Source organism: Halomonas sp. THAF5a (assembly GCF_009363755.1).
GTDB lineage: Bacteria > Pseudomonadota > Gammaproteobacteria > Pseudomonadales > Halomonadaceae > Halomonas.
Genome location: NZ_CP045417.1, coordinates 2,001,526 through 2,027,146, shown reverse-complemented (window position 1 = coordinate 2,027,146; position 25,621 = coordinate 2,001,526). Strand labels below are relative to the sequence as shown.

The 25,621-nt window shown below is 64.8% G+C and carries 24 protein-coding genes and 1 tRNA gene; 15 read left to right on the top strand and 10 right to left on the bottom strand.

The window, feature by feature from the left end; genetic code table 11:
- Positions 1 to 124: 124 nt before the first annotated feature.
- From FIU83_RS09180 to FIU83_RS09145, 8 genes are all read left to right on the top strand, one after another.
- Positions 125 to 541: a VOC family protein gene (locus FIU83_RS09180; RefSeq protein ID WP_152483775.1), complete on the top strand. Its 417-nt coding sequence runs from the start codon at positions 125 to 127 to the stop codon at positions 539 to 541.
- Positions 542 to 1,423: 882 nt separating this feature from the next.
- A complete protein-coding gene (locus tag FIU83_RS17455) occupies positions 1,424 to 1,834 on the top strand; it encodes a hypothetical protein (protein ID WP_172976061.1) in 411 nt (136 codons plus the stop codon).
- 124 nt (positions 1,835 to 1,958) lie between these two features.
- Positions 1,959 to 2,600 (top strand): hypothetical protein, encoded by a 642-nt coding sequence (locus tag FIU83_RS09170; RefSeq protein WP_152483773.1) that lies wholly within the window; start codon positions 1,959 to 1,961, stop codon positions 2,598 to 2,600.
- A gap of 18 nt (positions 2,601 to 2,618) precedes the next feature.
- Positions 2,619 to 4,226 (top strand): hypothetical protein, encoded by a 1,608-nt coding sequence (locus tag FIU83_RS09165; protein ID WP_152483772.1) that lies wholly within the window; start codon positions 2,619 to 2,621, stop codon positions 4,224 to 4,226.
- Between the two features lie 82 nt (positions 4,227 to 4,308).
- Entirely contained in the window at positions 4,309 to 4,722 is a 414-nt protein-coding gene (locus FIU83_RS09160) for a hypothetical protein (protein WP_152483771.1), read from the top strand.
- Positions 4,723 to 4,810: 88 nt separating this feature from the next.
- The gene (locus FIU83_RS09155) at positions 4,811 to 5,704 is read left to right on the top strand and encodes a dihydrodipicolinate synthase family protein (protein WP_152483770.1); all 894 of its coding nucleotides are present in this window, start codon (positions 4,811 to 4,813) and stop codon (positions 5,702 to 5,704) included.
- A 240-nt stretch (positions 5,705 to 5,944) separates the two neighbouring features.
- Positions 5,945 to 6,226: a hypothetical protein gene (locus tag FIU83_RS09150; protein WP_152483769.1), complete on the top strand. Its 282-nt coding sequence runs from the start codon at positions 5,945 to 5,947 to the stop codon at positions 6,224 to 6,226.
- Between the two features lie 191 nt (positions 6,227 to 6,417).
- Positions 6,418 to 6,894, top strand: coding sequence for a YbhB/YbcL family Raf kinase inhibitor-like protein (locus tag FIU83_RS09145; protein ID WP_152483768.1), 477 nt, complete (start codon positions 6,418 to 6,420; stop codon positions 6,892 to 6,894).
- A 106-nt stretch (positions 6,895 to 7,000) separates the two neighbouring features.
- On the opposite strand, the gene FIU83_RS09140 is transcribed toward FIU83_RS09145, so the two are convergent.
- From FIU83_RS09140 to FIU83_RS09105, 8 genes are all read right to left on the bottom strand, one after another.
- The gene (locus tag FIU83_RS09140; RefSeq protein ID WP_152483767.1) at positions 7,001 to 8,464 is read right to left on the bottom strand and encodes a sodium:alanine symporter family protein; all 1,464 of its coding nucleotides are present in this window, start codon (positions 8,462 to 8,464) and stop codon (positions 7,001 to 7,003) included.
- Between the two features lie 257 nt (positions 8,465 to 8,721).
- A complete protein-coding gene (locus tag FIU83_RS09135; protein WP_152483766.1) occupies positions 8,722 to 9,564 on the bottom strand; it encodes a nitrilase-related carbon-nitrogen hydrolase in 843 nt (280 codons plus the stop codon).
- Positions 9,565 to 9,633: 69 nt separating this feature from the next.
- Complete coding sequence (locus tag FIU83_RS09130; protein WP_152483765.1) at positions 9,634 to 10,953, bottom strand: MmgE/PrpD family protein; 1,320 nt, start codon at positions 10,951 to 10,953, stop codon at positions 9,634 to 9,636.
- Between the two features lie 101 nt (positions 10,954 to 11,054).
- Complete coding sequence (locus FIU83_RS09125; protein WP_152483764.1) at positions 11,055 to 11,936, bottom strand: glycine betaine ABC transporter substrate-binding protein; 882 nt, start codon at positions 11,934 to 11,936, stop codon at positions 11,055 to 11,057.
- A gap of 109 nt (positions 11,937 to 12,045) precedes the next feature.
- Positions 12,046 to 12,777: an ABC transporter permease gene (locus FIU83_RS09120; protein WP_152483763.1), complete on the bottom strand. Its 732-nt coding sequence runs from the start codon at positions 12,775 to 12,777 to the stop codon at positions 12,046 to 12,048.
- Between the two features lie 4 nt (positions 12,778 to 12,781).
- Positions 12,782 to 13,957, bottom strand: a complete 1,176-nt coding sequence (locus FIU83_RS09115) for an ABC transporter ATP-binding protein (RefSeq protein ID WP_152483762.1) — start codon at positions 13,955 to 13,957, stop codon at positions 12,782 to 12,784.
- 92 nt (positions 13,958 to 14,049) lie between these two features.
- Positions 14,050 to 14,715: an ABC transporter permease gene (locus FIU83_RS09110; RefSeq protein WP_152483761.1), complete on the bottom strand. Its 666-nt coding sequence runs from the start codon at positions 14,713 to 14,715 to the stop codon at positions 14,050 to 14,052.
- A 340-nt stretch (positions 14,716 to 15,055) separates the two neighbouring features.
- Positions 15,056 to 15,436, bottom strand: a complete 381-nt coding sequence (locus FIU83_RS09105; RefSeq protein WP_152483760.1) for a DUF6482 family protein — start codon at positions 15,434 to 15,436, stop codon at positions 15,056 to 15,058.
- A 506-nt stretch (positions 15,437 to 15,942) separates the two neighbouring features.
- On the opposite strand from FIU83_RS09105, the gene FIU83_RS09100 reads away from it, so the two are divergent.
- The 3 genes from FIU83_RS09100 to FIU83_RS09090 all read left to right on the top strand — a co-directional run bounded on the left by FIU83_RS09100 (position 15,943) and on the right by FIU83_RS09090 (position 21,887).
- Complete coding sequence (locus FIU83_RS09100) at positions 15,943 to 17,358, top strand: nitrate/nitrite transporter (RefSeq protein WP_152483759.1); 1,416 nt, start codon at positions 15,943 to 15,945, stop codon at positions 17,356 to 17,358.
- A gap of 181 nt (positions 17,359 to 17,539) precedes the next feature.
- Entirely contained in the window at positions 17,540 to 20,161 is a 2,622-nt protein-coding gene (locus tag FIU83_RS09095; RefSeq protein ID WP_152483758.1) for a GAF domain-containing protein, read from the top strand.
- Positions 20,151 to 21,887: a bifunctional diguanylate cyclase/phosphodiesterase gene (locus tag FIU83_RS09090; RefSeq protein WP_152483757.1), complete on the top strand. Its 1,737-nt coding sequence runs from the start codon at positions 20,151 to 20,153 to the stop codon at positions 21,885 to 21,887. Before FIU83_RS09095 ends, FIU83_RS09090 begins: the two co-directional genes overlap by 11 nt.
- A 311-nt stretch (positions 21,888 to 22,198) precedes the next feature.
- On the opposite strand, the gene FIU83_RS09085 is transcribed toward FIU83_RS09090, so the two are convergent.
- Positions 22,199 to 22,275 (bottom strand) — tRNA-Pro (locus FIU83_RS09085).
- A 209-nt stretch (positions 22,276 to 22,484) separates the two neighbouring features.
- Here FIU83_RS09085 and FIU83_RS09080 point away from each other — a divergent pair.
- Together FIU83_RS09080 and FIU83_RS09075 are read left to right on the top strand one after the other, a co-directional pair.
- Entirely contained in the window at positions 22,485 to 22,862 is a 378-nt protein-coding gene (locus FIU83_RS09080; protein ID WP_152483756.1) for a CidA/LrgA family protein, read from the top strand.
- Positions 22,859 to 23,590, top strand: coding sequence for an LrgB family protein (locus tag FIU83_RS09075; RefSeq protein ID WP_152483755.1), 732 nt, complete (start codon positions 22,859 to 22,861; stop codon positions 23,588 to 23,590). Before FIU83_RS09080 ends, FIU83_RS09075 begins: the two co-directional genes overlap by 4 nt.
- Before the next feature lie 11 nt (positions 23,591 to 23,601).
- Here the strand turns inward: FIU83_RS09075 and FIU83_RS09070 are convergent, their stop codons facing one another.
- A complete protein-coding gene (locus FIU83_RS09070; protein WP_152483754.1) occupies positions 23,602 to 23,958 on the bottom strand; it encodes a hypothetical protein in 357 nt (118 codons plus the stop codon).
- A 203-nt stretch (positions 23,959 to 24,161) separates the two neighbouring features.
- Between FIU83_RS09070 and FIU83_RS09065 the strand changes: the two genes are divergently transcribed.
- Positions 24,162 to 24,335 carry a DUF2970 domain-containing protein gene (locus tag FIU83_RS09065; RefSeq protein ID WP_152483753.1) on the top strand — a complete coding sequence of 58 codons (174 nt, stop codon included), beginning with the start codon at positions 24,162 to 24,164 and terminating at the stop codon, positions 24,333 to 24,335.
- Positions 24,336 to 24,451: 116 nt separating this feature from the next.
- Positions 24,452 to 25,579, top strand: a complete 1,128-nt coding sequence (coxB, locus tag FIU83_RS09060) for a cytochrome c oxidase subunit II (RefSeq protein WP_152483752.1) — start codon at positions 24,452 to 24,454, stop codon at positions 25,577 to 25,579.
- Positions 25,580 to 25,621 lie beyond the last annotated feature (42 nt).

Sequence of the window (25,621 nt, the reverse complement as noted above, 5' to 3'; positions counted from 1 at the left end):
GCCCGCCCCGAACCGCCGGGGCGGGCGTTTTAGTGCGCCATCACCAGACCCGACTTGTGCCGCCTGGCCAGGCCGACCACCCTGAAAGCGTGATGTGCCAGGCCACGGTGAGGGAGCAGGCCGCATGAATCCCAGAATCAGTATGATTACCCTAGGCGTCAGCGATCTGGCGCGCTCGATCCGCTTCTACGAGCAGGGCCTGGGCCTGCCGCGCATGAACTCGCCCCCGGAAGCGGCGTTCTTTCCGCTCAACGGCAGCTGGCTGGGCCTGTATGGCCGCGAGGCGCTCGCCGAGGACGCCGGCGTGCCGGCCGAAGGAAGCGGCTTTCGCGGGGTTGCGCTGGCCCATAACCTCGGCTCCGAGGCGGAGGTCGACGCACTCATCGCCCAGGCGGTGGCCGCGGGTGCCACCCTGGTCAAGCCCGCGCAGCCGGTCTTCTGGGGCGGCTATTCCGGCTACTTCGCCGACCCCGACGGTCACCTGTGGGAGGTGGCCTTCAACCCCTTCTGCTGGATAGGGCCGAGTGATGGTCTCTCTTAGGCCCATCGCCCGCGCCGTCCACTTATAAATGAAATGCCATGTTAATCGATGCGAAAGCACGATAGATTAGGTAGCACTGAATCATTGATCCCCCAGGAAAGGGGGCGTGATCCACCCCGGGTCACGGCGGCCAGGAAGGCATTGCCAGCCAAGGCATTGCCCGGCGGTAGCGTGGGGCGGTATGCGGCGAGGAGCAGTCGCAGGGTCTCGGTCAGCTGCAGCCCGTAACGGCCAGTCCTGAAAGACCGTAGGCTCGTTCATCCTTGTTATGCGGCATGCACGATGATTGGTGTTATGTAGCCGAATTATTATTAATGCCATTAAGATTCAATGGCTTAGGAAGATGTTGGCCCGCAACAATAGTATTGTTATACGCGCGTGCACGTTCAAGTTTTTATACGAGCACGCGGTCTAATCACTGTTGGGCAGATTGACATGAGACGCGCGGAAGCGAACTTTTATTCGGATTGGGTAGCGGAGCTCCGCCAAGAGCTTGACCAGCTTGGCTATCAGGTATCCTCGCGACCTGAAGAGGAGGTCGTCCATATTTATTTGAACTTGCAAAAACGGCTAGTAGAGCCAAAGCCAAGGCAAGTCCACCGCTCCAGAGAATTTCAATGTCCAGCTGAGCTACACCAAGGATTGTCTTTCGTCGAGTGCGCGATACGCCGGGGAGACGATCTTTCTCCCCACTTAAGCAAACTTATCAAGCGAGCAGACTATGATGATCCTCTACTCAATCATTGGGGGATCCATCATCTCCATCTGGGCACGAATATAGACTCTGATCAATTCGTGGAAAGAACAGGACCGCTCCTTTTCGCAATGTTCGGCTCGGAGTGCGCCTACCTTGTTAATGTGTACTCACATGGGACATGGGCGATGCAAGATATGGTTCGCATCCTGCACGACAATTGGCCGGAGAGTATTGAGGCGTATCGGCTTAACAATGTTATAGGATTAGCCAATCCCGTCAGCGACCAAGATGTAAAGGTACTTAGGAAGAAGAATGTTAATACCTTTGTTGAGATCGCCCCAAATATTGTGTACGCACCAATTGGTGGTGGTGCGGCTTCTTCGGGCATCAGCATTGACGTGGTAAGGCAGGCTGATTTCATAAAGAAGCGACTAGAAGAATTGGAGTGTGCGGTTTTGGAGAATATTGAAGAAATCGCCGAGAAGGCGCGGGAGAAAGGCATTAGTCTACCGAAGAAACCTCGGTTCGAATTAAAAGAGCAGGAAGGTAAGTCGTATGCTGTAGAAGTTAATACGAGAATAGGGGTGCCGCTTTGAACGGTTTTGAGTATACCCAACAATGCCATGCAGCAGACGCTCGTACCTCGCGCGCCTGATGGCTGTCGTTAGTTGCTTAAATCAAAAATTGTAAGCTTAAAGTAAATCTAAAAAGGAGTTTGATATGTGGGGTAAAATTTTAGCTGGTGCTGCGGTTGGTGTTGGCGCAGTTGCTGCTGCGCCATTTACGGGGGGCGGTTCATTATTGGGAGGCGCATCTGTTATTGCCTCACTCACGGGAGCAGGAACTGTTGCTGCTACTGTAGGCGCAGGAACAGTGGGAGGTGTCGTTGGCGCCGCTATGGCTGATAGTGAGGAGAATGAGAAAAAACAGATAAAGGAGAAAGGAAGAGCTGAAGGGCGGGCTGAAAATGCTATACAAATAGAAAAGCTTGCAAATAAGCTTTCTCAAGCACTAGAGAAACTCAAGTCCCATGATGAGCATTTCAAAGCTATTGTTGCAATGGAGGCTGTTGGGGTTTCTTGCGCGGCGTGCGATGGTGACTTCTCTGATAATGAGCGTGAAGAAATTGGTGAGTTTGTCAAAGGAATGATGGCTCAGAGCATTCCTGAGGAAGTAAAAGAAAAAATCCAATATATTTATAACAATCCACCTACTGTTAAAGAAGCGTTCTTGGTGGCAAGAGACTCTGGTATGTCTCTAGATGTCTATGAGGATTTAATTAGGTTTGTCATGGAGATAGATGGTGTAAAGCCAGAAGAAGACGCATTTGTTCAAGCTTGGAATCAGCTTAAAGCAGCATAAGGTATGGAGTAATAAATAATGAGCGGCAGAATTGATCGTTTCAAAAAAAGGAAAGAAATACTAAAGAAGAATCAGTCTCTGCCGTTTGTTCGTGGCGTTACTGATCAAGAGCAGGTCGATAAGCTTCTTAGTCAGGATGTGGATAGCAATAGACTGAAAATCCTTGACTATTCAACTGATTTTAACGTTTCTTTGGAGGCAAATTCCGCTGAGGTCGAAGCTTTGCTTTCCGAACTTAGGGCTTCATTTCACAAAGATCGATTGGAGCAGCTTATAAATGAAACGAAGCGCGGCGTCATATCATCGATTGCTGGTCCATTTGGGCTTGGGAAAATAATAAGTGCTTATGACAAATCGGGCGGAAATGTAACAACAATAAACAACGCAAATAATGGCGTTTATGCTAAAGACGAAGACCGCTATAGAAGAGAGGACTATACACATAGCAAGAATAGTGAAGGAAAGCAGTTTGCCAATGCAGGAAAAAACAGCTCAGGTGCTATCTATACTCGTTCTCAAATGGATGAGAATTATATGGTGCAAGATGCTTATACTGGGAAAATGACAAAAGCAGATACTACAAGCCCAGATCATATAGAGTCGTTATCTCAACACCATAAAAATGGCGGTTTCATGCAGTCGTCAGCACAAAAAGCTGACTTTGCGACGGATGAAGATAATCTTGCGCTAACAGACCGCTCAATAAATCAATCAATGAGGGATTTTGATAAAAAAGAGTGGATGTCAAAGAAGGGCGAATCTGGAGTTGAAAATAAAGATCGATTTGATATAAATGAGCAAAAACTAAATGATAAGGTCCAGCAAGGCAAAGAAACTTCGGCAAGACATTTGCCATCTGATACAGATAAAGCAAAATACTATCTGAAAAATTCAGCGACCACAGGCGTAAGCGAAGGCGCTAGAATGGGCGCACAACAAGCATTTGGGTATCTTTTAGTTGAGTTTTTTTCAAGTGCAATTGTTGAAATAAAAGGCGTATACAATAATGGCCTTGAAGGCGAGGGTTTATATAAGGATATCAAGGTTCGCTTGATTCGCATTGGCCGAAACATTACTGATAAATGGAAAGGAGTAGTAGAAGATTTCTCTTCTGGATTTATATCAGGTTTTATATCAAACATAATTACAACACTAGTAAATATGTTTGTAACTACCGCTAAGCGATTTGTTAGAATGATCAGGGAAGGTGTGCTTTCCTTGTTAAAAGCTTTGAAACTCGTCCTTTTTCCTCCTGCTGACATGAGTTTTGCCGAGACAATGCACGAGGCTATGAAGCTAATTGCAGCTGGTGGTGTTGTTATTGCTGGCGTAGCACTCGAAGAAGTCATTGAAAAGCTTGTTCTAGGCGTGCCATTTCTCGTGCCATTTGCCCCTGTTGTAACAGCGGTAATTGTTGGGTCACTAACCGCTATCGCAATGTCTTTGGTCGCTTATTTAATAGACAAAATGGATATTCTTGGCATTATTAAGGCTCAGGAAACCAAATTCATATTGGAAAATCTTGATAAGGATATCGACGAGAAGTTAAAGAGATGCGAGCGCATTTCCGAAGAAGTGGATGAATTTCTTAGTGAAAGCTCTTTCTTATTGCCACAAAGCAGCTAACAATGCGCTGCACGCGGATAAATTACTCGCTGCGCTTGCAATTTACCGGTGAGCGCGGCGTTAAAACATCAACGGAGCCCCCATGGGCCTGATAATGCTTCCCCTGCTGGCGGCGTGGCTGGCGGGCGCCGGCTATGCCGTCTTTCTTTGGTATTCGCTTTGGACCGGTGGCAAGCCGTTACTCTATGTCGTGGCCTTGCTGATCGTCGGCGTGCTGCTGGCGTTGCTCTACGCCCGCGTCGGCCTCTCGGGCTTCAAGGCCCGGGAGGAGGTCTGGGCCTTTGAGATCCCCATGCATTTCCTGGTGAACAAAACCGCCATCGCGATGTTCGTGCTGGTGGTCGCGTTCTCCTTCCTGATGCGCCATATGGCGGGCGTGTCCCACGCGACGGCCGACTGCTTCGTCGTGGCCTTCGCGCTCTCGTTCGGCACGGTGGCGGCGAGTCTCTATGCGGATTCCTTCGTGCGCTACCACGACATTCGCGTGACCTACTGACGACTTGGAAAAACCGGGCTAGGCGGGCGGCCCGGCACCGGCTCGCTCGCGCCGAGTCCTTGATTGCACCACCACGGGAGCCATCCGCATGTTTACCGGCCTGAGCGCCTTTCCCCTGACCCCGATGAACGAGCAAGGCCTGGACGAGGCGGCCTTCGTGCGCCTGATCGAGCGGCTGGTCGCCGCCCGGGTCGATGCCATCGGCGTGCTGGGTTCCACCGGCAACTACGCCTACCTGACCCGGGCCGAGCGGGCGCGGGTGGCTCGGCTCGCGGTGGAACACGCCGGCGAGGTGCCGGTGATGGCGGGAATCGGCGCACTGCGCACCTGCGAGGTGCTGGCGCTGGCCGACGATGCCCAGGCCGCCGGTGCGCGCGGGGTGCTGCTGGCGCCGGTGTCCTACCAGAAACTGATGGATGACGAGGTGTTCGGGCTCTACGAGACGGTCACCCAGGCGCTCTCGTTGCCGCTCTGCGTCTACGACAACCCCGGCACCACGCGCTTTGCGTTCAGCGACGCGCTGCATGGCGAGATCGCCAGGCTCCCCAACGTCGCCTCGATCAAGATTCCCGGCGTGCCGGCCGAGCCCGAGGCGGCGCGAGAAAGAGTCGAGCGTCTGCGCGCGCGGTTGCCCGAGCACGTGACGCTCGGTGTCAGCGGCGATGCCTTCGGCGCCACCGGCCTCAATGCCGGTTGTGAGGCCTGGTACTCGGTGATCGGCGGGCTCTTTCCCGCCACGGCGCTTGAGATCACTCGAGCGGCCCAGGCGGGACGCGCCGAGGAGGCGGCGCGGCTGTCGGCCCGGCTGCAGCCGCTGTGGACGCTGTTCGCCGAGCAGGGCGGCAGCCTGCGGGTGATGGCGGCTGCCGCGGAGCTCCTGGGGCTCGTCGAGGCGCCGTGCCTGCCGCTGCCGCTCAAGTCGCTGGGCGGCGAGGGGCGCCGGCGTCTCGCTGCGCTCCTCGAGGAATGGCGTCTCGCCTGACGGATGTGCCCGGGAGGCCGCCGGCCGCCCTGGTGCTTTTCGATGACGTTTTCCATGCCGCTCGTCGCTTCGATACCAAGGCGATGGCGGGGTGGGCGGCCTATCCTTGGGCTAGCCACGGCGACGGCGGCGCCTCGTTACCACCTAAGGCGTGCCGGTTTCGGCCGGACCGCTCGGCTAGCGCAGTGTCGCTGTCGGGACGTGGCGTTCGCGGCATACGCGTCAGAGGAGCGACAGGCGATGACTACGCTGATCGTGTTTCACGAGGTCGAGGATGGCGAGCACTGGGCCAGGGCCTGGCAGCAGGGGCCGGGCAGCCGGCATGAGATGTTCGCCCGGATCGGGGTCTCCGCCCGCACCTTCAAGAACCCAGAGCACCCGAACTCGGTAGGGCTGATCCTCGAGGTGCCGGACATGGAGCGCTTCCAGGCCTTCATGGCCTCCGACGAGGCCCGACAAGCCATGGAGGAGGATCGGCTGAGGGTCGATACCTTGCGGATGCTGGGCGAGTTCACGCCCTGATCTGCCCTGGCCGGGTGCGGCGCGAAGGCGCGGGGCCGAGAGCGTCCGGGGAGTGTGAGCGCCTGGGTGACGGGAGATCGGCCGTGCGGGTTGAATCCGTCGCCCTTGGCCATCATGCACAGGAGAGAGCGCTCTGGTTCGCACCATGGCGCTCGACCGTTCACCCGACCCGTCGACAGAGGAGGTTGCCCATGGCCTTTGCACCCTCGAGCATGCAGCTCACCAGCACGGCCTTCGCCCACCACGAGGCGATTCCCACCCGCCACACCGGGGAGGGGGAGAACATCTCGCCGGCGCTCGCCTGGCGCGACGCCCCCGAGGGCACCAAGGGCTTCGCGGTGATCTGCCACGACCCGGACGCCCCGCTGGTGCAACACGGCAGCTACGGCTTCGTGCACTGGCTGCTCTACAACCTGCCGGCCGAGGTCACCGCCCTCGACGAGGCCACCACGCTGGGCACCGCCGGTGTCAACGACACCGGCGGCCTGGGCTACAGCGGCCCCATGCCGCCGGAGGGCCACGGCGCGCACCTCTACTATTTCTGGGTGCTGGCGCTGGATACGGTCACCGAGCTGCCCGAAGGGCTGAGCCTGACGGAGCTGCTGGAGAAGCTCGAGCCGCACCTGCTCGGCATGAATCGCCTGGTGGGCAGCTATCGCCGCGACTGATCGCCACGCCCGGCGACGCGCCCGTCGCCCCAACGAAAACGCCACGGCTTGGCCGTGGCGTTTTTCGTTTCCGGGGGCGTTTTTCGCTTCCGGAGCGGTGGCGCGATCAGCCGCGCTTGCCGCTACCCGGCCAGGCCTTGCGGTCGACCTTGTCGGCCAGCTTGGGGAACTGGTCGGGGTCGAAGCTCGGCTCCTGGCCGGCCTTGAGCTGGCGCTCGTAGTCGCGGAACAGCGCGAAGGCGATCGGCGAGAGCAGCAGAATGGCCACCAGGTTGATCAGCGCCATCAGGCCCATGGAGAGATCGGCGAAGCTCCAGATCGGCGTGAGGCTCGCGACCGCGCCGATCATCACCATGGCGAGCACCGCCAGACGGTAGATCAGGATCGCCAGCGCCGCACGCTTGGGCCCGGCCAGGTACTCGATGTTGGACTCGCCGTAGGAGTAGTTGGCGATCACCGAGGTGAAGGCGAACAGCAGGATGGCGATGGCGATGAACTGGCCGCCCCAGTCACCGACCTGCTGGGAGAGGGCGATCTGGGTGAGCTGGATGCCGTTGGCCTCGTCGCTCGCCAGCAGCTCCGGGCCCGCCATGATGATGATGGCGGCGGTGGCGGTGCAGATCACCAGGGTGTCGAGGAAGACGCCGAGCATCTGCACGAAGCCCTGGGCGGCCGGGTGGTTCGGGTGCGTGGAGGCGGTGGCCGCCGCGTTGGGCGCCGAGCCCATGCCCGCCTCGTTGGAGAACAGCCCGCGCTTGATGCCGTTCATGATCGCCTGGGCCACGGCGTAGCCCATGGCGCCGCCGGCCGCCTGCTCGAGGCCGAAGGCGCTCCTGATGATGGTCATGAACGCCGCCGGTAGTTCGGCGGCGTTGAGGATCACTACCACCACGGCCAGCAGCAGGTAGAGCACTGCCATCAGCGGCACCACGAGCTCGGCGACCCGGGCGATGGACTTGAGGCCGCCGAAGATGATCGGCGCCACCACCACGACCAGCGCCAGACCGACGCTCCACGTGGGCAGCGCGAAGGCCTCCTGCATGGCCTGGGCGATGGAGTTGGCCTGCACGCTGTTGAAGGCGAGGCCGAAGGCGATGATCAGGCAGACCGAGAAGGCCACCGCCAGCCAGCGCGTGCCGAGGCCGCGCTCGATGTAGCGCGCCGGGCCGCCGCGGTAGGTGCGGTCGCCGTGGTCGACCTTGTAGGCCTGGGCTAGGGTCGACTCGATGAAGCTGGTGGCCATGCCGACCAGTGCGGTCATCCACATCCAGAAGATGGCGCCGGGGCCGCCGAAGTAGATGGCCACGGCCACGCCGGCCAGGTTGCCGGTGCCGACCCGGGCCGCGAGGCTGGTCGAGAGCGCCTGGAAGGAGGAGATTCCGCCATCGGCCTCCCGGGAGTGGCGCAGCAGCTTGAACATGTGACCGAAGTAGCGGAACTGGATGCCGCGGGTCATGACGGTGAAGTAGAGGCCGGCGCCGATCAGCAGGTAGATCAGCAGGCTGCCCCAGACCAGGCCGTTACCGGCGGCCACGAAGTCCGTGAAGAACGAGGGGAGGGTGAGGTTCATGGTGTTGTGATTACCCGTATGCGCTATGAATGCGGGGCGTCATTCTTCATGAATGCACAAAAATGGCAAGGATCACTAGAAATATCGTTATTCAGGCAGAGATCTTCCACCTAACGTCGGCTAACAGCGAGTTATTGCTGCCAAAGTAGCCTTCGATGCCGGCGTGCCCCGGATTCGCCACGTCGCGGTCGCTCTCCCAGGCGGTGCTGGCGGCATTCCCGAGAGCCGAGGCCCTCCCGGGGGGAGGGCGCCGTGGTTCAGCGATAGCCGGCCATCAGGTCGCGCACCAGCGGGGTGTCGGCGTCGCGGTGGGTGGGCAGCTCGAAGCGCGCCCGAGCGATGGCGGTGCGCGAGAGCGTCGCCTCGATCAGCATCTCCCGATCCTCGGCCTGGGCGAGGATCTCGCCGCGCGGGCCGAGGATGCGCGAGCCGCCCCAGAAGTGGCTCTCGCCCTCGGGGCCGAAGCGGTTGGCCATGATCACCGGCGTGCCGTAGGTCATGGCGTAGAAGTGCAGGTTGACCGCCCAGTTCTGCTCGTTGGAGAAGTCCTCGCTGACGATACCGGAGGCCGAGTTGATCGGCGCGCAGAGCACCGTGGGGCGCGCCAGCAGGGCGGCGTGCACGAGCCCGGGGTTCCAGAGGTCGGCGCAGATCAGCGAGGTCGCCGACCAGCCCGGTTGCACCGTGCCCTGGGTCAGCTCGCTGCCGTGGGTGAAGAGCTTGCCCTCCTCGAGGCCGCCGTAGGTGGGCAGGTTGAGCTTGCGGTGCACGGCCTGGAGCTCGCCGTGCTGGAGGATCGCCAGGGCGTTGTAGTACTCGCCGGGGCTCGCCTCCTCGACGAAGCCGACCACCGTCTGCATCTCGCCGGCCTCCCGGGCGAGCTCGGTCAGTCGCGGGTCGTTGGCGGGACAGGCCAGTTCGATCACCTGGTTGCCGAGGCTGTAGCCGGTCAGCGAGAGCTCCGGGAACACCAGCAGTTCCAGCCCCGCCCGGCGGGCCTGGGCGATCATCTCGCGGTGACGCTCGAGGTTGGCATCGACGTCGCCCAGGGTGGCGTTGATCTGGGCGGCGCCGACGCGCAGGTGGTCCTGGAAGTGCATGATCGAGTCTCGCGGTTGGCAGGCGGTAAGGGAGAACGGCGCGGATCATCGCACCCGTTCGTCGGCGCTTCAAGGTGCGCCCAAGAGGGCCAGCAGATCGCTTGCCGGGCGTGCCTCCAGGCTCAACACCACGTCGCGCAGCCTGGCCGCGCGTTCACCCAGCACGGGCTCGGCCAGGGCCCGGTACTTGGCCAGCACCTCGGCATCGGTGAGCGGGGCGTCCGGGTTGCCTCGGGCCTCGAGGGCCGGGCTCTCGAGGACCTCGCCGCTGTCGAGATGCAGGCGGGCACGCGCCCAGCGCTCGGCGGGAAAGCGGGCGTTGAAGGCGTCGTCCTCCTGGATCTCCACCTTGCCGGCCAGCGCCTTGAGGTCCGGGGCGTCGAGCTCATCGCAGACGCCGGCGACATCCACCGTGCCGCGACCCAGCGCACAGGCCACCGACCAGGGCAGGCTGTACTGGGCCTGTTCGGTGGTCTCGGGATACCTGACATGCAGGCGCTTGCCCTCATGGAAGGTGACGATCTCGATGCGGGAGATGTGCGCCGGGTCGCGAATCTCCTCGGCCAGGGCGAGCACGGCCTCCACCGCCGGCTGGGCCCAGCGGCATACCGGGTAGGCCTTGAAGTACTGCTCATGGACGTACCAGCGCTCCCCCAGGTCGTGCCAGATGGCCGCGGATTGTGGCGAGGTCACGGTCAGCGCCGGGGCACCGGTGAAGCCGTCCTCGGCGAGCAGGGCCGCCGAGAGGCCGGTCATGGCGCCCCAGCCGGAGCCGTCCTTGAGCATCGTCGGATGATCGATGCAGCGCATCATCTGGCTGCGGGGCCCATAGAACTCGGCGATGCCGAGTGCATGATGCAGGGTCGCGATATCGACACCGCGCAGGCGGGCGGCCACCGCGGCCACGCCCAGCGCGTTCCAGGCGCCGGAGGTGTGGTAGTCCGGGCTCGTGGCATGCAGGGCGATGCCGGCACGGGTGGCGATCTCGTAGCCGACGACGAGCAGGGCCAGGAAGTCGCGTCCCGACAGCGTGTCGACCTCCGGCAGGGCCAGCAGGCCGGGCAGCAGGGCCACGCCCGCATGGCCCTTGGTCAGTACCTGGCCGTCGTGGGCGTCCAGGGCATCGATCAGCCAGGCGCCGTGCAGGGCGACCCCGCTGGGCGAGGCGTGACCGGACGCGAAGAGAAGCGGGCGGTCGCCGCCGTGCTGGGTGATCGCGAAGCGGGCGGCCTTGTCGGCAAGCGCCGTTCGGGTGGCGCCGGCGGCGACCCCCAGCAGGTCGAGCAGGCAGCGCTTGGCCTGGTGGAGGTGGGCCTCATCGAGGGTCGAGAGATCGACGCCGTGCATCCAGTCGAGGGGGCTTGGGTCGTGCGGGGTCGGCTCATGCATGGCAGCGGTCTCGCGTGATCATGGGTAGCAAGAATAAGGCCGCCCGCAGGCGGCCTTCGAGAAGCGATCGCTCAAGCGGGGCGAGCCCCGCCAGGCGCCGCTCAGAGCAGGTCGTGCTCCTCGAGGAAGGTCTCGGCGACGCGCTCGATGGTCACCTTCTCGACGTCGACCCGGGCGTTGAGGCGGGACATGGTCGCGTCGGTGAGCAGGCCCGAGAGGGCGTTCATCTGCTCGGCCAGCTCGGGGTTGGCCTCGAGGGTCTCCTCGCGGACCACCGGGGTCAGGGCGTAGGCCGGGAAGTAGGCCTGGTCGTCCTCGAGCACCCGGAAGTCGAAGGCCGGGATGCGGCCGTCGGTGGCGAACACCAGGCCGACCTCGACCTGGCCGTCGCGCAGGGCCTGATAGACCAGCCCGGAGTCCATGCGCTTGACGTCGCCGCGGCCGACGCGAAAGTCGTAGGCCTGCTGCAGCGGGCGCCAGCCGTCCTCGCGGGCGTAGAACTCGGCGTTCAGGGCGAAGGTCAGCGCCTCGCCGTCGTTTACCGCCTGGGAGAGGTCGGAGAGGCTCTCGATGCCGCGCTCCTCGGCGTCGGCCTCGCGCATGGCCAGGGCGTAGGTGTTGTTGGCCTCGGAGGGCTCGAGCCACACCAGGCCCTTCTCGGCGTCGAGCTCCTTGACCCGCGAGTAGGTCTCGTCCGGCGACAGGCGCTCGGTGACGTCGTTGTAGTTGATCAGCGAGGTGCCGGTGTACTCCCAGTAGAGATCGATCTGGCCGTTCTCCTGGGCCTGGCGCAGCACCGCGGAGCCCATGCCGGAGCGCTTCTCGACGTCGTAGCCCAGGGCATCGAGGTACTGGCTGGTCATGCTGGCCAGGATCTGCTGTTCGGTGAAGTTCTTGCCACCCACCACGATCTCGTTGGCCTGGGCGGTGGTCAGGCTGCCGGCCAGGGCTGCGCCGGTGAGCAGGGTCATCAGTGTCTTCATGGAGTCGCTCCTTGTTGTGATTGCCGGGTCGTTGTGTGCCGGTCTCGTCGAGCCGGTCGGATGATGCTTGTGATGTCGAGGCGGCGGCCGTACCGCCGCGCCGGGCGGGTCAGGCCCGGCTGGGGTTCACGCCCCGCGGCACCACCAGGAAGGCGGTGATGGCGACCAGCATGTCGACCACCACCGCCAGCAGGGCCGTGGGGATGGCGCCGGAGAGCATCATCACCGGGTCGTAGAGGTCGATGCCGGTGAAGATCAGCTCGCCCAGCCCCCCGGCGCCGATCAGAAAGGCCAGCGGCACGGTGCCGATGTTGATGGCCAGCGCCGTGCGGATGCCCGCGAAGATCACGTAGAGGGCGTTGGGCAGCTCGACCTTCAGCAGGCGCTGGGCCGGCGACATGCCGATGCCCGCCGCGGCCTCCATCAGCGCCGGCGAGACGCCCTTGAGGCCAGTGTAGGTGTTGCGGGTGATCGGCAGCAGCGTCGCCACGAAGAGCCCGAACACGGCCGGCACGGTGCCGATGCCGAGAAAGCTCATCGACAGCGCCAGCACCGCCAGGGTCGGGATGGTGGTGCCCACGTTGAGCACCTGCATCGCGGATTCGGCGACCCGGGCCATGCTGGGGCGCGAGAGCAGGGTGCCGAGCGGGATGGCGACGAGGATCGCCAGGCTCCCGGAGACGGCGGTCAGCCACAGGTGCTGCACCGCCAGGAACTGGATATCCGGCAGGTAGAAGAGGAAGTCGTCGATCACGCCGCTGGATTGGCTCCAGATCCCGGCCAGGAAGACCGCGACGAGCACCAGCAGGCGCAGGGCGCCTGAGAGGTTCAGCGTCGGCATGGGCTTACTCCTCGGTGGCCGATGATGACGGTGATGCCTCGCCGGCCGCGGCGGCCCCGGAGTGGGCTCGGTAGCGCGAGCCCAGGTGGTGGGTGATCGCCCGCTGGGTGATCTGGCCGACGATGCGGCCGTCGTCGTCGACGCAGGGCACCCAGGTCATGTCGTTGGAGAACATCAGCGAGGCGACCTTGCGCAGGTCGTCGTCGAGGCTCACCACCACCGGCACGCTCTGGAAGTGGTCCCGGCAGTGGCCCTTGGTGGTGCGCGCCACGGCGGCGTTGATGATGCCCACCGGCTGGCGCTTGTCGTTCACCATCACGATGCTGTTCTGGTAGCCGTAGTCGCCGATGCGCTGGAGGGCCGTCTCCAGGGTGTCGTCGGGGCGCACCAGGCCGATCTCGTCGCTGGCCAGGTCGCGCACCTTGACCAGGTTGAGGCGTTTCAGGGCGCGGTCCTCGCCGAGGAAGGACTCGACAAAGTCGTTCTTCGGCGCGGCGAGCAGCGCGTCGGGCTCGGAGTACTGCACCAGCTTGCCGGCGCGGAAGATGGCGATGCGATCGCCCATCTTGATCGCCTCGTCGATGTCATGGCTGACGAACATGATGGTCTTCTTGAGGTCCTGCTGCATCTTCAGGAACTCGTCCTGGATCACCGCGCGGTTGATCGGGTCGATGGCGCCGAAGGGCTCGTCCATCAGCATCACGGGCGGGTCGGCGGCCAGCGCCCGGGCCACGCCGATGCGCTGCTGCTGGCCGCCGGAGAGTTCGCTCGGGTAGCGCTTGAGGAAGGCGTCCGGCTCCAGCGCGATCATGCGCATCATCTCCCGGGCGCGCTCCTTGTACTTCGCCTTGTCCCAGCCGAGCAGCTTGGGCACGACGGTGATGTTCTCCTCGATGGTCATGTTGGGGAACAGGCCGATCTGCTGGATCACGTAGCCGATGTTGCGGCGCAGCTCCTGGGTATCGAGGCGGGTGGTGTCCTCGCCGTTGATGAACACCGTGCCGGAGGTCGGGCGGATGATGCGGTTGATCATCTTCAGGGTGGTGGTCTTGCCGCAGCCGGAGGGGCCGAGGAGGATGCAGATCTCGCCGCTCGGCACCTCCATGCTGATGTGGTCGGCGGCGGTCACGGCGCCCTTGGGCGTGTCGAAGACCTTGGTCAGGTTATCGAGTCGAATCATGTGGCGGTCCTTGTCGGGGCGGCCCCAGCGGGGCGGCCGTCTTGTCGGGTCGTCGGCGGGTCGGACGGGCAGAGCGTGGCGCGGTCGACGGCTCAGGCCGTGGCGGCCGCGCGCTCCATGCCCTTGGGCGTCAGGCGCTTCTGCAGGGCCAGCAGCGTGTAGTCGACGATGATCGCCAGCACGCTGACGGCCACGGCACCGAGGATCAGCTGGCGCGGGTCGGACTGGGAGATGCCGCGGCTGATGAAGGTGCCGAGCCCCCCGGCGCCGATGTAGGCGGCGATCGCCATCACGCCGATGTTGAGCACCACGGCGGTGCGCACCCCGGCCATGATCACCGGCACGGCCAGCGGGATCTCGACCATGCGCAGGCGCTGGTTGGCGCTCATGCCGATGCCGCGGGCGGCCTCGCGCAGGGCCGGGTCGACGTTGTTGATCGCGGTGTAGGTGTTGCGGATGATCGGCAGCTGCGAGTAGAGCAGCACCGCGATGACCGCCGGCAGGTAGCCGATGCCCTGGCCGATCAGCGAGAGGATCGGGATCATGATCCCGAACAGCGCGATGGACGGGATGGTCACGATGATCGAGGCGATATAGAGCACGGCCTGGGCGGCACGCTCGTTCTTGGTGATGGCGATGCCGATCGGGACCCCGGTCAGGGTGGCGATGCCGACGGCGACGCCCACCAGCGAGATGTGCTCGACCGTTCGGGTCAACAAGAGCTCCAGGTTGTCCAGAGCATACTGGATCAGTTCCAAACGACGTCTCCTTTATTCTGAGCTTCTGTCATCTTGCCGTGATCTCTTGCCGTTAGGCGTTACCTCCGTGGTCGACGCGTCCAGGCGACGTGGACGGTCGGGAAGTGTCAGGCGGCGGCGCACCCGCACGCCGTCGGGGGCGGGCGCGAAAACCGACGTAGCGTATCAGAGTCGCATAGTGTGTTGTTATCAATATAAATGACGATCCAAAATGCCAATTATTGGTGATGGTGATGCGGCCTCGGATTGGCAGGGGCTGGCCTGAGAATAGGGGCCGGGGCGGCATCCGGCGAGCCGTGCGGGGGGGCTGGGGCCGGGGCGGTGCCACGGGGCGACCGGGCTAGCGGGTCTGGAAGGCCACCCGGGTGCCGTGGGCCAGCACGCTCTGCGGGTCGCTCGGGGTGGCGGGCAGGCCGATCATCTCGTCGGTGACCTCGGCCCAGGTCAGCACGCCATGGGTCAGCCCCAGCGGCAGCAGGGCCCGGCTCACCCACTGGGTGCCGGTGAAGCGACGGGCCTGGCCGTCGTCGTCGACCAGCTGGCTGACGCCCCGGGCATGGTGCAGGCGCACCAGGTAGTAGCCCTGGTCGATGGATTGCACCTCGACGATGGGGGCCTCGACTGTGTGCGGCTCGTCGTCCGCGCCCCGGCGGGCCTTTAACCAGTCGCCGAGGGCCTCGAGGGTCACGCGGTCGGGCAGGGGCGAGGTGTTTGCCGGCATGAGCGTCTCCTGGGCGGCGAAGGGGGCACGAAAAAAGCTATACCCGAAGCGCTTGATGGACAAGATATGGGCGGCTCGCGATGCATCGCCCGCCGGCGCGCTGAGGGCGACGTCTTTCTGCTCTTTTCCCCTCTTTTTCCCATTCGTCTCTTTCCCCCCTTCGTCTCTTTCCTCACACGATGGTGTTTCGATGTGTAGCTGTTGCGTCACCGCCCGGGTCTCTTTGGTACCGTGGGGCAGGGCGGCTATCGGCATCCCGCGCCCTGCTCTACGTTGATCGATGGGTGGGACGAGGCAGGAATCGCTCAGCAGCCGGGCCGGCGATGGCGCTATCGCCCCAGCGGACTGCGCGCGCGGCCGCCAGCCAATGCACCCGGACGACAAGGGGGCATGGTGATCGACGCCAACAGTCATATCGCGCGGACGAGGACGGTCAGCCTGGGCAGGAGACCATGCCCGACCCTGGCACGGATCGACCGTCGCCTCGCGCGCCGGGAGGGGAACGCATGAGGGCACCGACCAGCACGGAATTCGCACTGCTCGGCGCGGCGCTGATCGCGATCAGCTACGGTCTTGCGCGCTTCGCCTTCGGCCTGTTCGTGCCGCCCATTCGCGACGAGCTGGGCCTCACGCCTTCGGTGATCGGCATCATCGGCGCGCTGCCGCTGATCAGCTTCCTGCTGGCGACGATGGTCGCGCCGCTGATCACCCACCTCTTCGGTGCGCGCAACGCGGCGGTGCTCTCCGGGGCGTTCGGCGTCGGCGGGCTGGCGCTGATCAGCCAGGCGCCCGGCGCGCTGCTGCTCGGGGCCGGGGTGTTCGCCTGCGGCATCTGCACCGGCCTGATGATGCCGGCGCTCACGGCCGCCATGCAGGCGCTGGTGAAGCGTTCGCTGCACGGGCGGGTCAGCTCGGTGATGAACGCCGGGACCAGCATCGGCGTGATCGTGGCCGTGCCCACGGTGCTGTTCCTGACCGGCGCCTGGCGGCTGACCTACCTCTCCTTCGCCGTGCTGGCGGGCGTGGGGTTGGTCGCCGCCTGGCTCTTCCTGCCTTCGGTGTCGCGGATCACGCCGGCCAACGCCGCGCCGCCGCCGCCGGTCGCCGAGCTGCCCTGGTCGCGCCTGATCCGGCTCTCGCTGTTCGCCTTCGTGATGGGCTTCGTCTCCGCCGCCTACTGGATCTTCGCGCCCGACCTGGTGGTCACCCTCGGCGGGCTGCCGTCCGGCGCCACCGGGTGGCTGTGGCTGGCGGTGGGCATCGCCGGCCTGGGCGGGGCCGTGGTGGCCGACCTGGCCGATCGCAACAATCCGCCGATTACCCACTCGCTGATGCTGATGATGCTCTCCGCGAGCCTGGCGCTGCTCGCCGCCAGCCCCGGGCAGACCGGGCTCGCGGCCTTTTCGGCGCTGGTCTTCGGCCTGGCCTACATGAGCCTGACGGGGCTCTACCTGATGACCGGCATTCGCCTGCTGCCGGGCCGGCTGGCGGTGGGCCCGGTGCTGCCCTTCATGGCGGTGTCGCTGGGGCAGGCGACCGGCTCGCCGGTCGTCGGCTCGCTGGTGAACAGCTTCGGCTACGCCAGCGCCTTTGCCATGTTCTCGGCGCTGGGCATCCTCTTCGCCATCCTCTCGCCGTTCTACCCGGGCTACATCGCCCAGGCCGAAGAGGAGGAGGCCGAGGAGGAAGCCGGCCTCCAGGCGGCCTACGACTACCAGCTGCAGGACGAGGAGGGCGAGCCGCTCCAGCCCGCGGCGGACATCCAGGAAGAGGAGGAAGAGGCCGCGGCCGCCGAGGAAGAGGCCAAGGCCGAGGAAACGGCCAAGTCCGAGGAGCGGGACATGACCGACCTGGCCGCCGGCGCGGACGAGGAGGCCGAATCCACCGCGTCGCGGCGGCCACCCAGCCACGGCGATGCCTGAATCGGGCACGGCACTGCTGCCACCCGGACGCCTTCCCTGGAGACGCCCCCGTGGCGGACCCTGCGTTGACGCCGCGCGGCGTTCGTTAAATGACGCTTGGATTCATTTCCGCGTTCGTGGGGGCATTCATGGTAGGTTCGGCATCACGATACGCCGATGATGCCCGACCGTGAGCCCCGCCATGCAGCCCCCCGTGCCCGAAAATGACTCCGCCCGCCTGGCCGCCCTGGCGGCACTGGGGGTGCTCGATTCCGCACCCGATGCCGGCTTCGACCAGCTGGTCGAGCTGGCGCAGGAGCTCTTCGAGGTGCCCATCGCGCTGGTCTCGCTGGTCGCCGAGGATCGGCAGTGGTTCAAGGCCTGTGTCGGGCTGGAAGTGTGCGAGACCTCCCGGGAGGTCTCCTTCTGCGGCCATGCGGTCGCCGCGGCCAAGCCGCTGGTGGTGCCGGATGCCCTGGAGGATGCCCGCTTTCGTGACAATCCCCTGGTGACCGGTGAGCCCGGCATCCGTTTCTACGCTGGGCATCCGCTGTTGCCGGACGGGGAGCACGCCGTGGGCACGCTCTGCCTGATCGATACCCGGCCGCGGACCTTTTCCGAGCGCGAGCGACGCCTGCTGGGGCGCCTGGCCCGGCAGGCGGAGGCGTTGCTGCGCAAGCACCGGTTGCGACGGGTGCAGGAGGACCAGCAGCGCGAGCTGGTGAGCCTCAACCGGCGTCTCTCCGAGGCCAGCGACCGCCTGGCCAAGGAGCGCCAGCTGCTGCGCGCCGTGCTGGACGGCAGTCGCGACCCTATCTACGCCCGAAGCCGCCGCGGGCGCTACCTGGCGGCCAACACCGCCTGCCTGTCGCTGCTCGAGGGCACTTCCGGCGCGCCGGTCGACGACGAGGCGCCGCGGTTGCCCCGCGAGGTGCAGTCGCTTCTCGATGCGGCGGAGGCCGAGGTGATCGCCAGCGGCTCGCCCCGGCGGGTCTCGCTGCCGCCCCTGATGGGGCGCCATCACGATCTGCAGCTCGGGCCGCTGAGGGACGACGACGGCGCCATTCGCGGCGTGGTGGGCGTGGCCCGGGACACCACCGAGGCGGTGCGCCAGGCGAGCCTGATTCGCGTGTTGCATCGCGGGATCACCGACTACCAGGCGCTGATGTCGGGCCACCGGCTCTGGGACTTCCTGATGGAGGCGCTGCGCGAGCTGACCGACAGCGACTACGCGCTGATCGGCGAGGTGATCGAGGACGCGGGCGTGCCGGCGCTGAAGATCCACGCCATCACCGACCTCTCCTGGAACGAGGAGTCACGGCTCTTGATGGAGCGGCTGCGCAGCGGCGACATGACCCTCTCCAATCCCTCTTCGCTGCTCGGCCGGGTGTTCGCCCACGGCGAGGTGGTGATGACCGACGATCTGGATGGCCATCCGCACCGCAGCGGTTTTCCGCCCGGGCACCCGCCGCTGCACAACTACCTGGGGGTGCCGATCTTCGATGGCCGGCGGCTGATCGGAATGTTCGCCATCGCCAACGGACGTCGCCCCTACGACCAGGCCCTGCTGGAGTGGCTGGAGCCCTTCACGGCGACCTGCGCCCTGCTGATCAACCTCTATCGCCAGATGGCCGAACGCGAAGGCTATATCGAGGCCCTCTCCGAGGCGCGGGACAGCGCCGACCGGGCCAATCGCGCCAAGAGCGAGTTTCTCTCGTCGATGAGCCACGAGCTGCGCACGCCCCTGAACGCGATCCTCGGCTTCGCCCAGCTGCTGGCCGGCGGCAAGCGCCACCCGCTGGAGGAGCGCCAGCGGCGCCAGGTCGCCCAGATCACGCGCAGTGGCCAGCACCTGCTGGAGCTGATCAACGAGATCCTGGACCTGGCCCGGATCGAGGCCGGACAGCTGAGCCTCTCCATGGAGGCGATCTCGCTCGGCGACGTGGTCGAGGATGCGGCCGGCGCCCTGGAGGCGACGGCCCTGGCCCACGAGGTGACGATCGAGCCGCGGATCGCGGGGCCGCTGCCGGCGGTCCACGCGGACTATACGCGGCTCAAGCAGGTGCTCCTCAACCTGCTCAGCAATGCCATCAAGTACAACCGCCCCGGCGGCTGGGTGCGCCTGGAAGCCGCTCACGAGGGTGAGAGCGTGCGCTTCACCGTGCGCGACAACGGCCAGGGGATCCGCCACGACGACCTGGCGCGACTCTTCCAGCCCTTCCAGCGCCTGGGGGCGGAACACCAGGGCATCGAGGGCACCGGCATCGGCCTGGCCATCACCCGCCAGCTGCTCGACGCGATGGGCGCCACGTTAGACGTCGAGAGCGAGCCGGGGCTGGGCAGCGCCTTCCACTGCCGCCTGGCGCTGGCCAAGGGCGACCGGCCGGAGGCTTCCCGCGGCGGCGAGCCGACGAATGCCGCCGCGCCGCAGGAGGTGTCGGCTCACGTCGTCTATATCGAGGACAATCCCGCCAACCAGCGCCTGATGGTGGATGTCTTCGCGCAGTGGCCCTCCTGTGAGCTCAGCATCTACCCCAGCGCCGAGCTCGCCCTGCCGCCGATCGAGGCGCGACCGCCGGACCTGGTGCTGATGGATCTGAACCTGACCGGCATGAGCGGCCAGGCGGCCCTGGCGCGGCTAAGACGGCTGCCCCGGCCGCTGCCCGTGATCGCGCTCTCCGCCAACGCCATGCCGAGCGACATCAAGCGCGGCCTGGCGGAGGGATTCGATGATTACCTGACCAAGCCTCTCGACCTGACGTCGTTCTGGGCGACCCTCGCCCGTCACCTCTCTTCACTGGAAGGAAGCTCGGATGCCTTCTGATGCCGCCCTCTATCACAAGCGCCTGCTGGTCGTGGATGACCATGCGGTTAACGTCGAGCTGCTTCAGGACCTGCTGGAAGATCACGGCTACCAGGACGTCGCCGGCCTCACCGATTCGCGCGACGTGCTCGCCCACTGCCGGGCACAGTCGCCCGACCTGCTGCTGCTGGATATCCGCATGCCCCACCTGGATGGTTACGGGGTGCTCGAGGCCCTTCAGGCGGCCTTCGGCGCGGAGGTGCCGCCCACCATCGTGTTGACCGCTCAGGTCGACGACGAGACCCGTCAGCGGGCGCTGGCCATGGGCGTGCGTGATTTCCTGACCAAGCCGTTCGACCATGAGGAAGTGCTGGCACGCATTCACAACGCCCTGCGCGACGAGAGCCGCTATCAGTGGCGTCGCGAGCAGGCCAGCGTGCTGGAGCGGCTGGTGGCCGAGCGCACCGAGGCGCTGGAGCGGCTCTCCTGCACCGACCCGGTGACGAACCTGCCCAATCGGCGCGCACTCACGGCATCGCTTGGCGAGTGGCAGCGAGACGGTATCGAGGCGGGGGTGCTGTTCATCGTGCTGGAGGGGATCGACGCCATCATGCGCTATCAGGGGCATCGGGTGACCGAGGCCTTCCTGCACGAGCTGGCCCATTGCCTGGAGGCGGCCCTGCCGAAAGAAGGCGTGATCGGGGTCTGGGGCAGCCATGAGCTGCTGCTGATCCAGCCCCGGGCCTCGATCGACGAGCTCGGGCACCTGGCGGAGCGCGTGCGCGAGGTGCTCTGGCGACCCCTGGCGGTCTGCGGCGTGCGGCTGCGGGTCGATGGCCGGATCGGCGTCGCCGGGGGGTGCGGGCTGGAACCCGAGCGGCTGGTTCACATGGCGGCGCTGGCGGTGCCCCACGCGCAGCAGGGAGAAGCCATCCAGGCCTACACGCCGGCGCTTGAAGCCTCCGAACAGCGGCGCATGCAGCTGCGTCAGGCGCTGCCCCTGGCCTGCGAGCGTGGCGATACCGCGCTTCACTATCAGCCCAAGGTGGCGCTCGCCACGGGACGCGTCTGTGGTGCCGAGGTGCTGCTGCGCTGGACGGATCCGATACTCGGAGCGGTCTCGCCGGCCGAGTTCATCCCGATGGCCGAGGAGAGCGGGGACATCCTGGCGCTGGGCGCCTGGGTGCTGGAGACCGCCCTCGCCACGCTGGCCCGCTGGCGTCGGGAGGGAAAGGTGGAACGCACCTTCGGCCTCGCCGTCAACGTCTCGGCCCCCCAGCTCTGCCAGACAGGCTTCGCCACTCAGGTAACGGAGGCCCTGGCGCGCCACGACCTCCCTCCTTCGGCGTTGGAGATGGAGGTGACCGAGTCTGCCGTGATGACCGATCTGGAGGCGGCCACGCAGCAGTTACACCAGTTGGCGACGCTGGGGGTCGGCATCGCGATCGACGATTTCGGCACCGGCCACTCGTCGCTCGCCTACCTGCGGCGGATGCCGGTGAATACCATCAAGATCGATCGCAGCTTCCTGACCCACCTGCTGGAGGACGTCGAGAGCCATCGGCTGGTCGAGTCGATCGTCGCCATGGCTCACGGTCTCGGCTGCCGGGTGGTCGCCGAGGGGATCGAGGCGCCGGAGCAGGCGGCAAGCCTGACCGCCATGGGCTGCGAGCTGGGGCAGGGCTTCTGGTTCGCGCGTCCCCAGCCGGCCGAGGCTTTCCTGTCACTCCTCGAAGAGGTTCGCTGAGGGCAGTGAGCCGGGATGGCGCTCGTATCTTCTTGACCATCTCGGTGAGCCCGCGGTCGTGTCCGCCGGGCCGCGCAGTTTCCACGAGCGTGCCTGCTGACATGTGCCACGCCGAGTCTTTCTGAACGTATCATGCAGGGCCTAAGAGGCAGTGATGCCATCGGGCGAGAACACGATGCAGCGCCCGGGGCATGGATAAAAGAGGGGGCGAGGATTGCTGAGGATAGGAGGGGGGCATGCATCATGAATACAGGCAAGCACGAAAAAGCGGTCACCGCCCGAGGGCATGGTGACCGCTTTTTTCGAATGAGTGGTCGGAGCGACAGGATTCGAACCTGCGACCTTTGCAACCCCATTGCAACGCGCTACCAAGCTGCGCCACGCTCCGACTCTTTCGTTTCGGTTTCCTCGCCGTTCGGCGTGTGCCCCGAGAACGAGGCGTATACTAGCGCGCCTCGCGGCAAATGAAAAGTCCTTTTTGCGCTTTCTTTTCAATCGCTTGGCTGGCAAGAGCCTGAGGTCCCCGGATCACGTGGCTTCTGTCACACTATAGGCCACGATGACGGGCTCCCGGGGAGCCGCCAAAAGGACGACACGATGCCGTTGATCATGGGGATGAGCATGCTGCTGTCATGCCAGTTCGCGGGGGAATTGCTGGCGAAGGGACTGCTGTTGCCGATACCGGGACCGGTGATCGGCATGGTGATCCTGCTGTTGGCGCTGCTGGTTCGCGGCAAGGTACCGTCCTGCCTGCGCCTGGCGGGTGAAGGGCTGCTGCGCTACCTGACGCTGCTGTTCGTGCCCGCCGGGGTGGGGCTGATGGTGCACTTCGAGCTGATCGGGGCGGACCTCTGGGCGATCGCGGTGACCCTGCTGGTGTCCACCGCGGTGACGCTGACCGTGACGGCCTGGGTGCTCGAACGCCTGCAGCGTCGCAGAGTCGGCAAGGCCGACCATGGGGAGGAGAACGCATGAACGTCGCCTCCTTCGACCAGCTGTGGGTCTATCTGTCCGGCAATCCGCTGCTCTCGCTGCTGGTCACCCTGCTGGTCTTCGCCCTGGCCGTGCGGATCAATCGCGCCATGGGCGGCACGCCGCTGCTGCACCCGGTGACGCTCTCCATCGCGATGCTGATCGCGCTGCTGCTGCTGGTGGACATGGACTACGCCACCTACTTCGAGGGGGCGCAGTTCATTCACTTCCTGCTGGGGCCGGCCACGGTGGCCCTGGCGATTCCCCTCTATGATCACCGCCAGCGTGTCTACCGCCTGCTTTGGCCGCTGATGCTGGCCTGTGGGGCAGGCGTCGTCACGGCGGTGTCGTCCACCATCGGGCTCGCCATGCTGCTCGGTGCCGATCCCAAGACGCTGCTGTCGCTGGCCCCCCGATCGGTGACCTCACCCATCGCCATGGGGATCGCCGAGCAGATTGGCGGCATTCCCTCGCTGGCGGCCGGACTGGTGCTGCTGACCGGCTCCATCGGCTGTGCGCTGGGGCCGGCGATCCTGCGGCTCCTGCGCATTACCGACCCGGCGGTCCAGGGCTTCACCATGGGGCTCTCGGCCCACGGATTCGGTACCGCCCATGCCTTCGCACGAATGGGAGCCGTCGCCGGTGCCTTCTCGGGCCTGGCCATGGGGCTCTCGGGTCTGGTGACCGCCTTCCTGCTGCCGCTGATCACCGGCCTGCTGGGCGTGGGCTGAGTCTCGCGCCGTCAGAGCTCCTCCCAGACACGGCGCCGGAACTCGTGTGACAGCTCGGCGGCCTTCTTCATGCGATCCATCTGCGCATCGGTCAGCTCCGACATCAGGGCCTGGTAGCGTTGCTGCATCTCGGCCGGGGTCTGGGGAGGATCGCCCTCGAGGGACTGGGCGATCTTCTGGCCGCTGTCGGCGAGGGTCTTGAGGAACTGCGCCTCGAACTGCATCGCCTCGGCCATGCTCTGCATCCAGGCCAGCTGCATCCGCGCCATGGGCGTGACGCCCTGGCTCCACTGTTTCTGCCACCACTCCATCATCGGCTCGGCGGCGGCCAGGGCCGGGTGGGGGGTGGTGTCGTCGCGCTGGGTCATGATCGGTCTCCTCGAGACGGGCGGTTGCTCGGCCACGTCGTGTCCGTGGGCCTTTTAAAGTGTAGAAGAAGATCCGCCGATGATGCGCTGCAGCGTAGGTGGCCGGCGAGTTTTTAGCTGCCTGCGTGAAAGACCTCCACGGCCCATCGCCCGGATCTGAACTACGGTCAGGGGGTGATGTGCGCAACGAGAGGAGGGCGGTGATGTGGCAGGCGATCAAGTCGGTGTTGGCCGCCTTTCTGGGCGTGCAGAAGGACGAGCGCCGCCGCGAGGACTTTCGCTCCGAGCGCCCCGGCACCTTCATCGTCGCGGGGCTGGTCGTCGGGGCGCTCTTCGTGGTGCTGGTGGCGTTCGTGGCGGTGATGGCCGCGCGCTGAATACGAGCGTTGACGACCGCGTTTATCCTGCCGGGGGGCAGCACGTGAAGAACGGCGGGGCTCTTCTATACTCCTTCAAGCGCTGACTAATACAACAATGATCCAAGGAGGCGGCGATGCGCAGGCTGCTCGTGTGGATGGCGGTTGGGGTGACCTTGGCAGCCATGACGCCGATGGGGCTCGCCAACGGCTGGAACATGCCCGAGGGCGTCACGGCGGTAAGCCGCGACATCTACTCCCTGCACATGATCATCTTCTGGATCTGCGTGGTCATCGGGGTGGTCGTCTTCGGGGCGATGTTCTACTCCCTGTTCCGCTATCGCCACTCGCGCGGTGCCAAGGCGGCCACCTTCCATGAACACACCAGCGTGGAGGTCATCTGGACGGCGATACCGCTGCTGATCCTGGTGGCCATGGCGGTCCCCGCCACCGCGACCCTCAAGACCATGTACGACTCCTCGGAAGCCGACCTCGACGTGATGGTCACCGGGCAGCAGTGGCGCTGGCGCTACGACTACCTGGGCGAGGACGTCGCCTTCACCTCCAATCTCAGCACCTCTCGCGAGCAGATCAGCGGCGACAGCGAGAAGGGTGAGAACTATCTCCTCGAGGTCGACGAGCCCCTGGTGCTGCCGGTGGGCCAGAAGGTGCGCCTGCTGCTGACCTCGGATGACGTCATTCACTCCTGGTGGGTGCCCGAGCTCGCCGTCAAGCAGGATGCCGTGCCCGGCTTCGTCAACGAGAACTGGGTGCGCATCGAGGAGCCCGGCATCTATCGCGGCCAGTGCGCCGAACTCTGCGGTCGCAACCATGGCTTCATGCCGGTGGTGGTCGAGGCCGTGGAGCCGGAGCGCTTCGACGAATGGATGGCAAAGCGCAAGGAGGCCGCCCAGCAGGAGGCGATGAGCGCCGATCGCGAGTGGGGGCTCGACGAGCTGATGGCCCGGGGCGAGCAGACCTACGGCGCGGTCTGCGCCGCCTGCCACCAGCCGGACGGCAGCGGCAGTCCGCCGGCCTTCCCGGCACTGGCGGGCAACCAGGCGCTGCTGGAGGAGCCTGATCGCCATATCAGTACCGTGATCGACGGCGTGGCGGGGTCCGCCATGCCGGCGTTCCGCAACACGCTCAGCCCGGTAGAGATCGCCGCGGTGGTCACCTACGAGCGCAACGCCTGGGGCAATGACGCCGGTGACACCGTGCAACCGTCGGAGATCGCCGAGCGCCTCGCCGCCCAGGACGAATGACCGGCGCGTCCGCTCCTCTTACGTGATGGCCCACAGGAGATG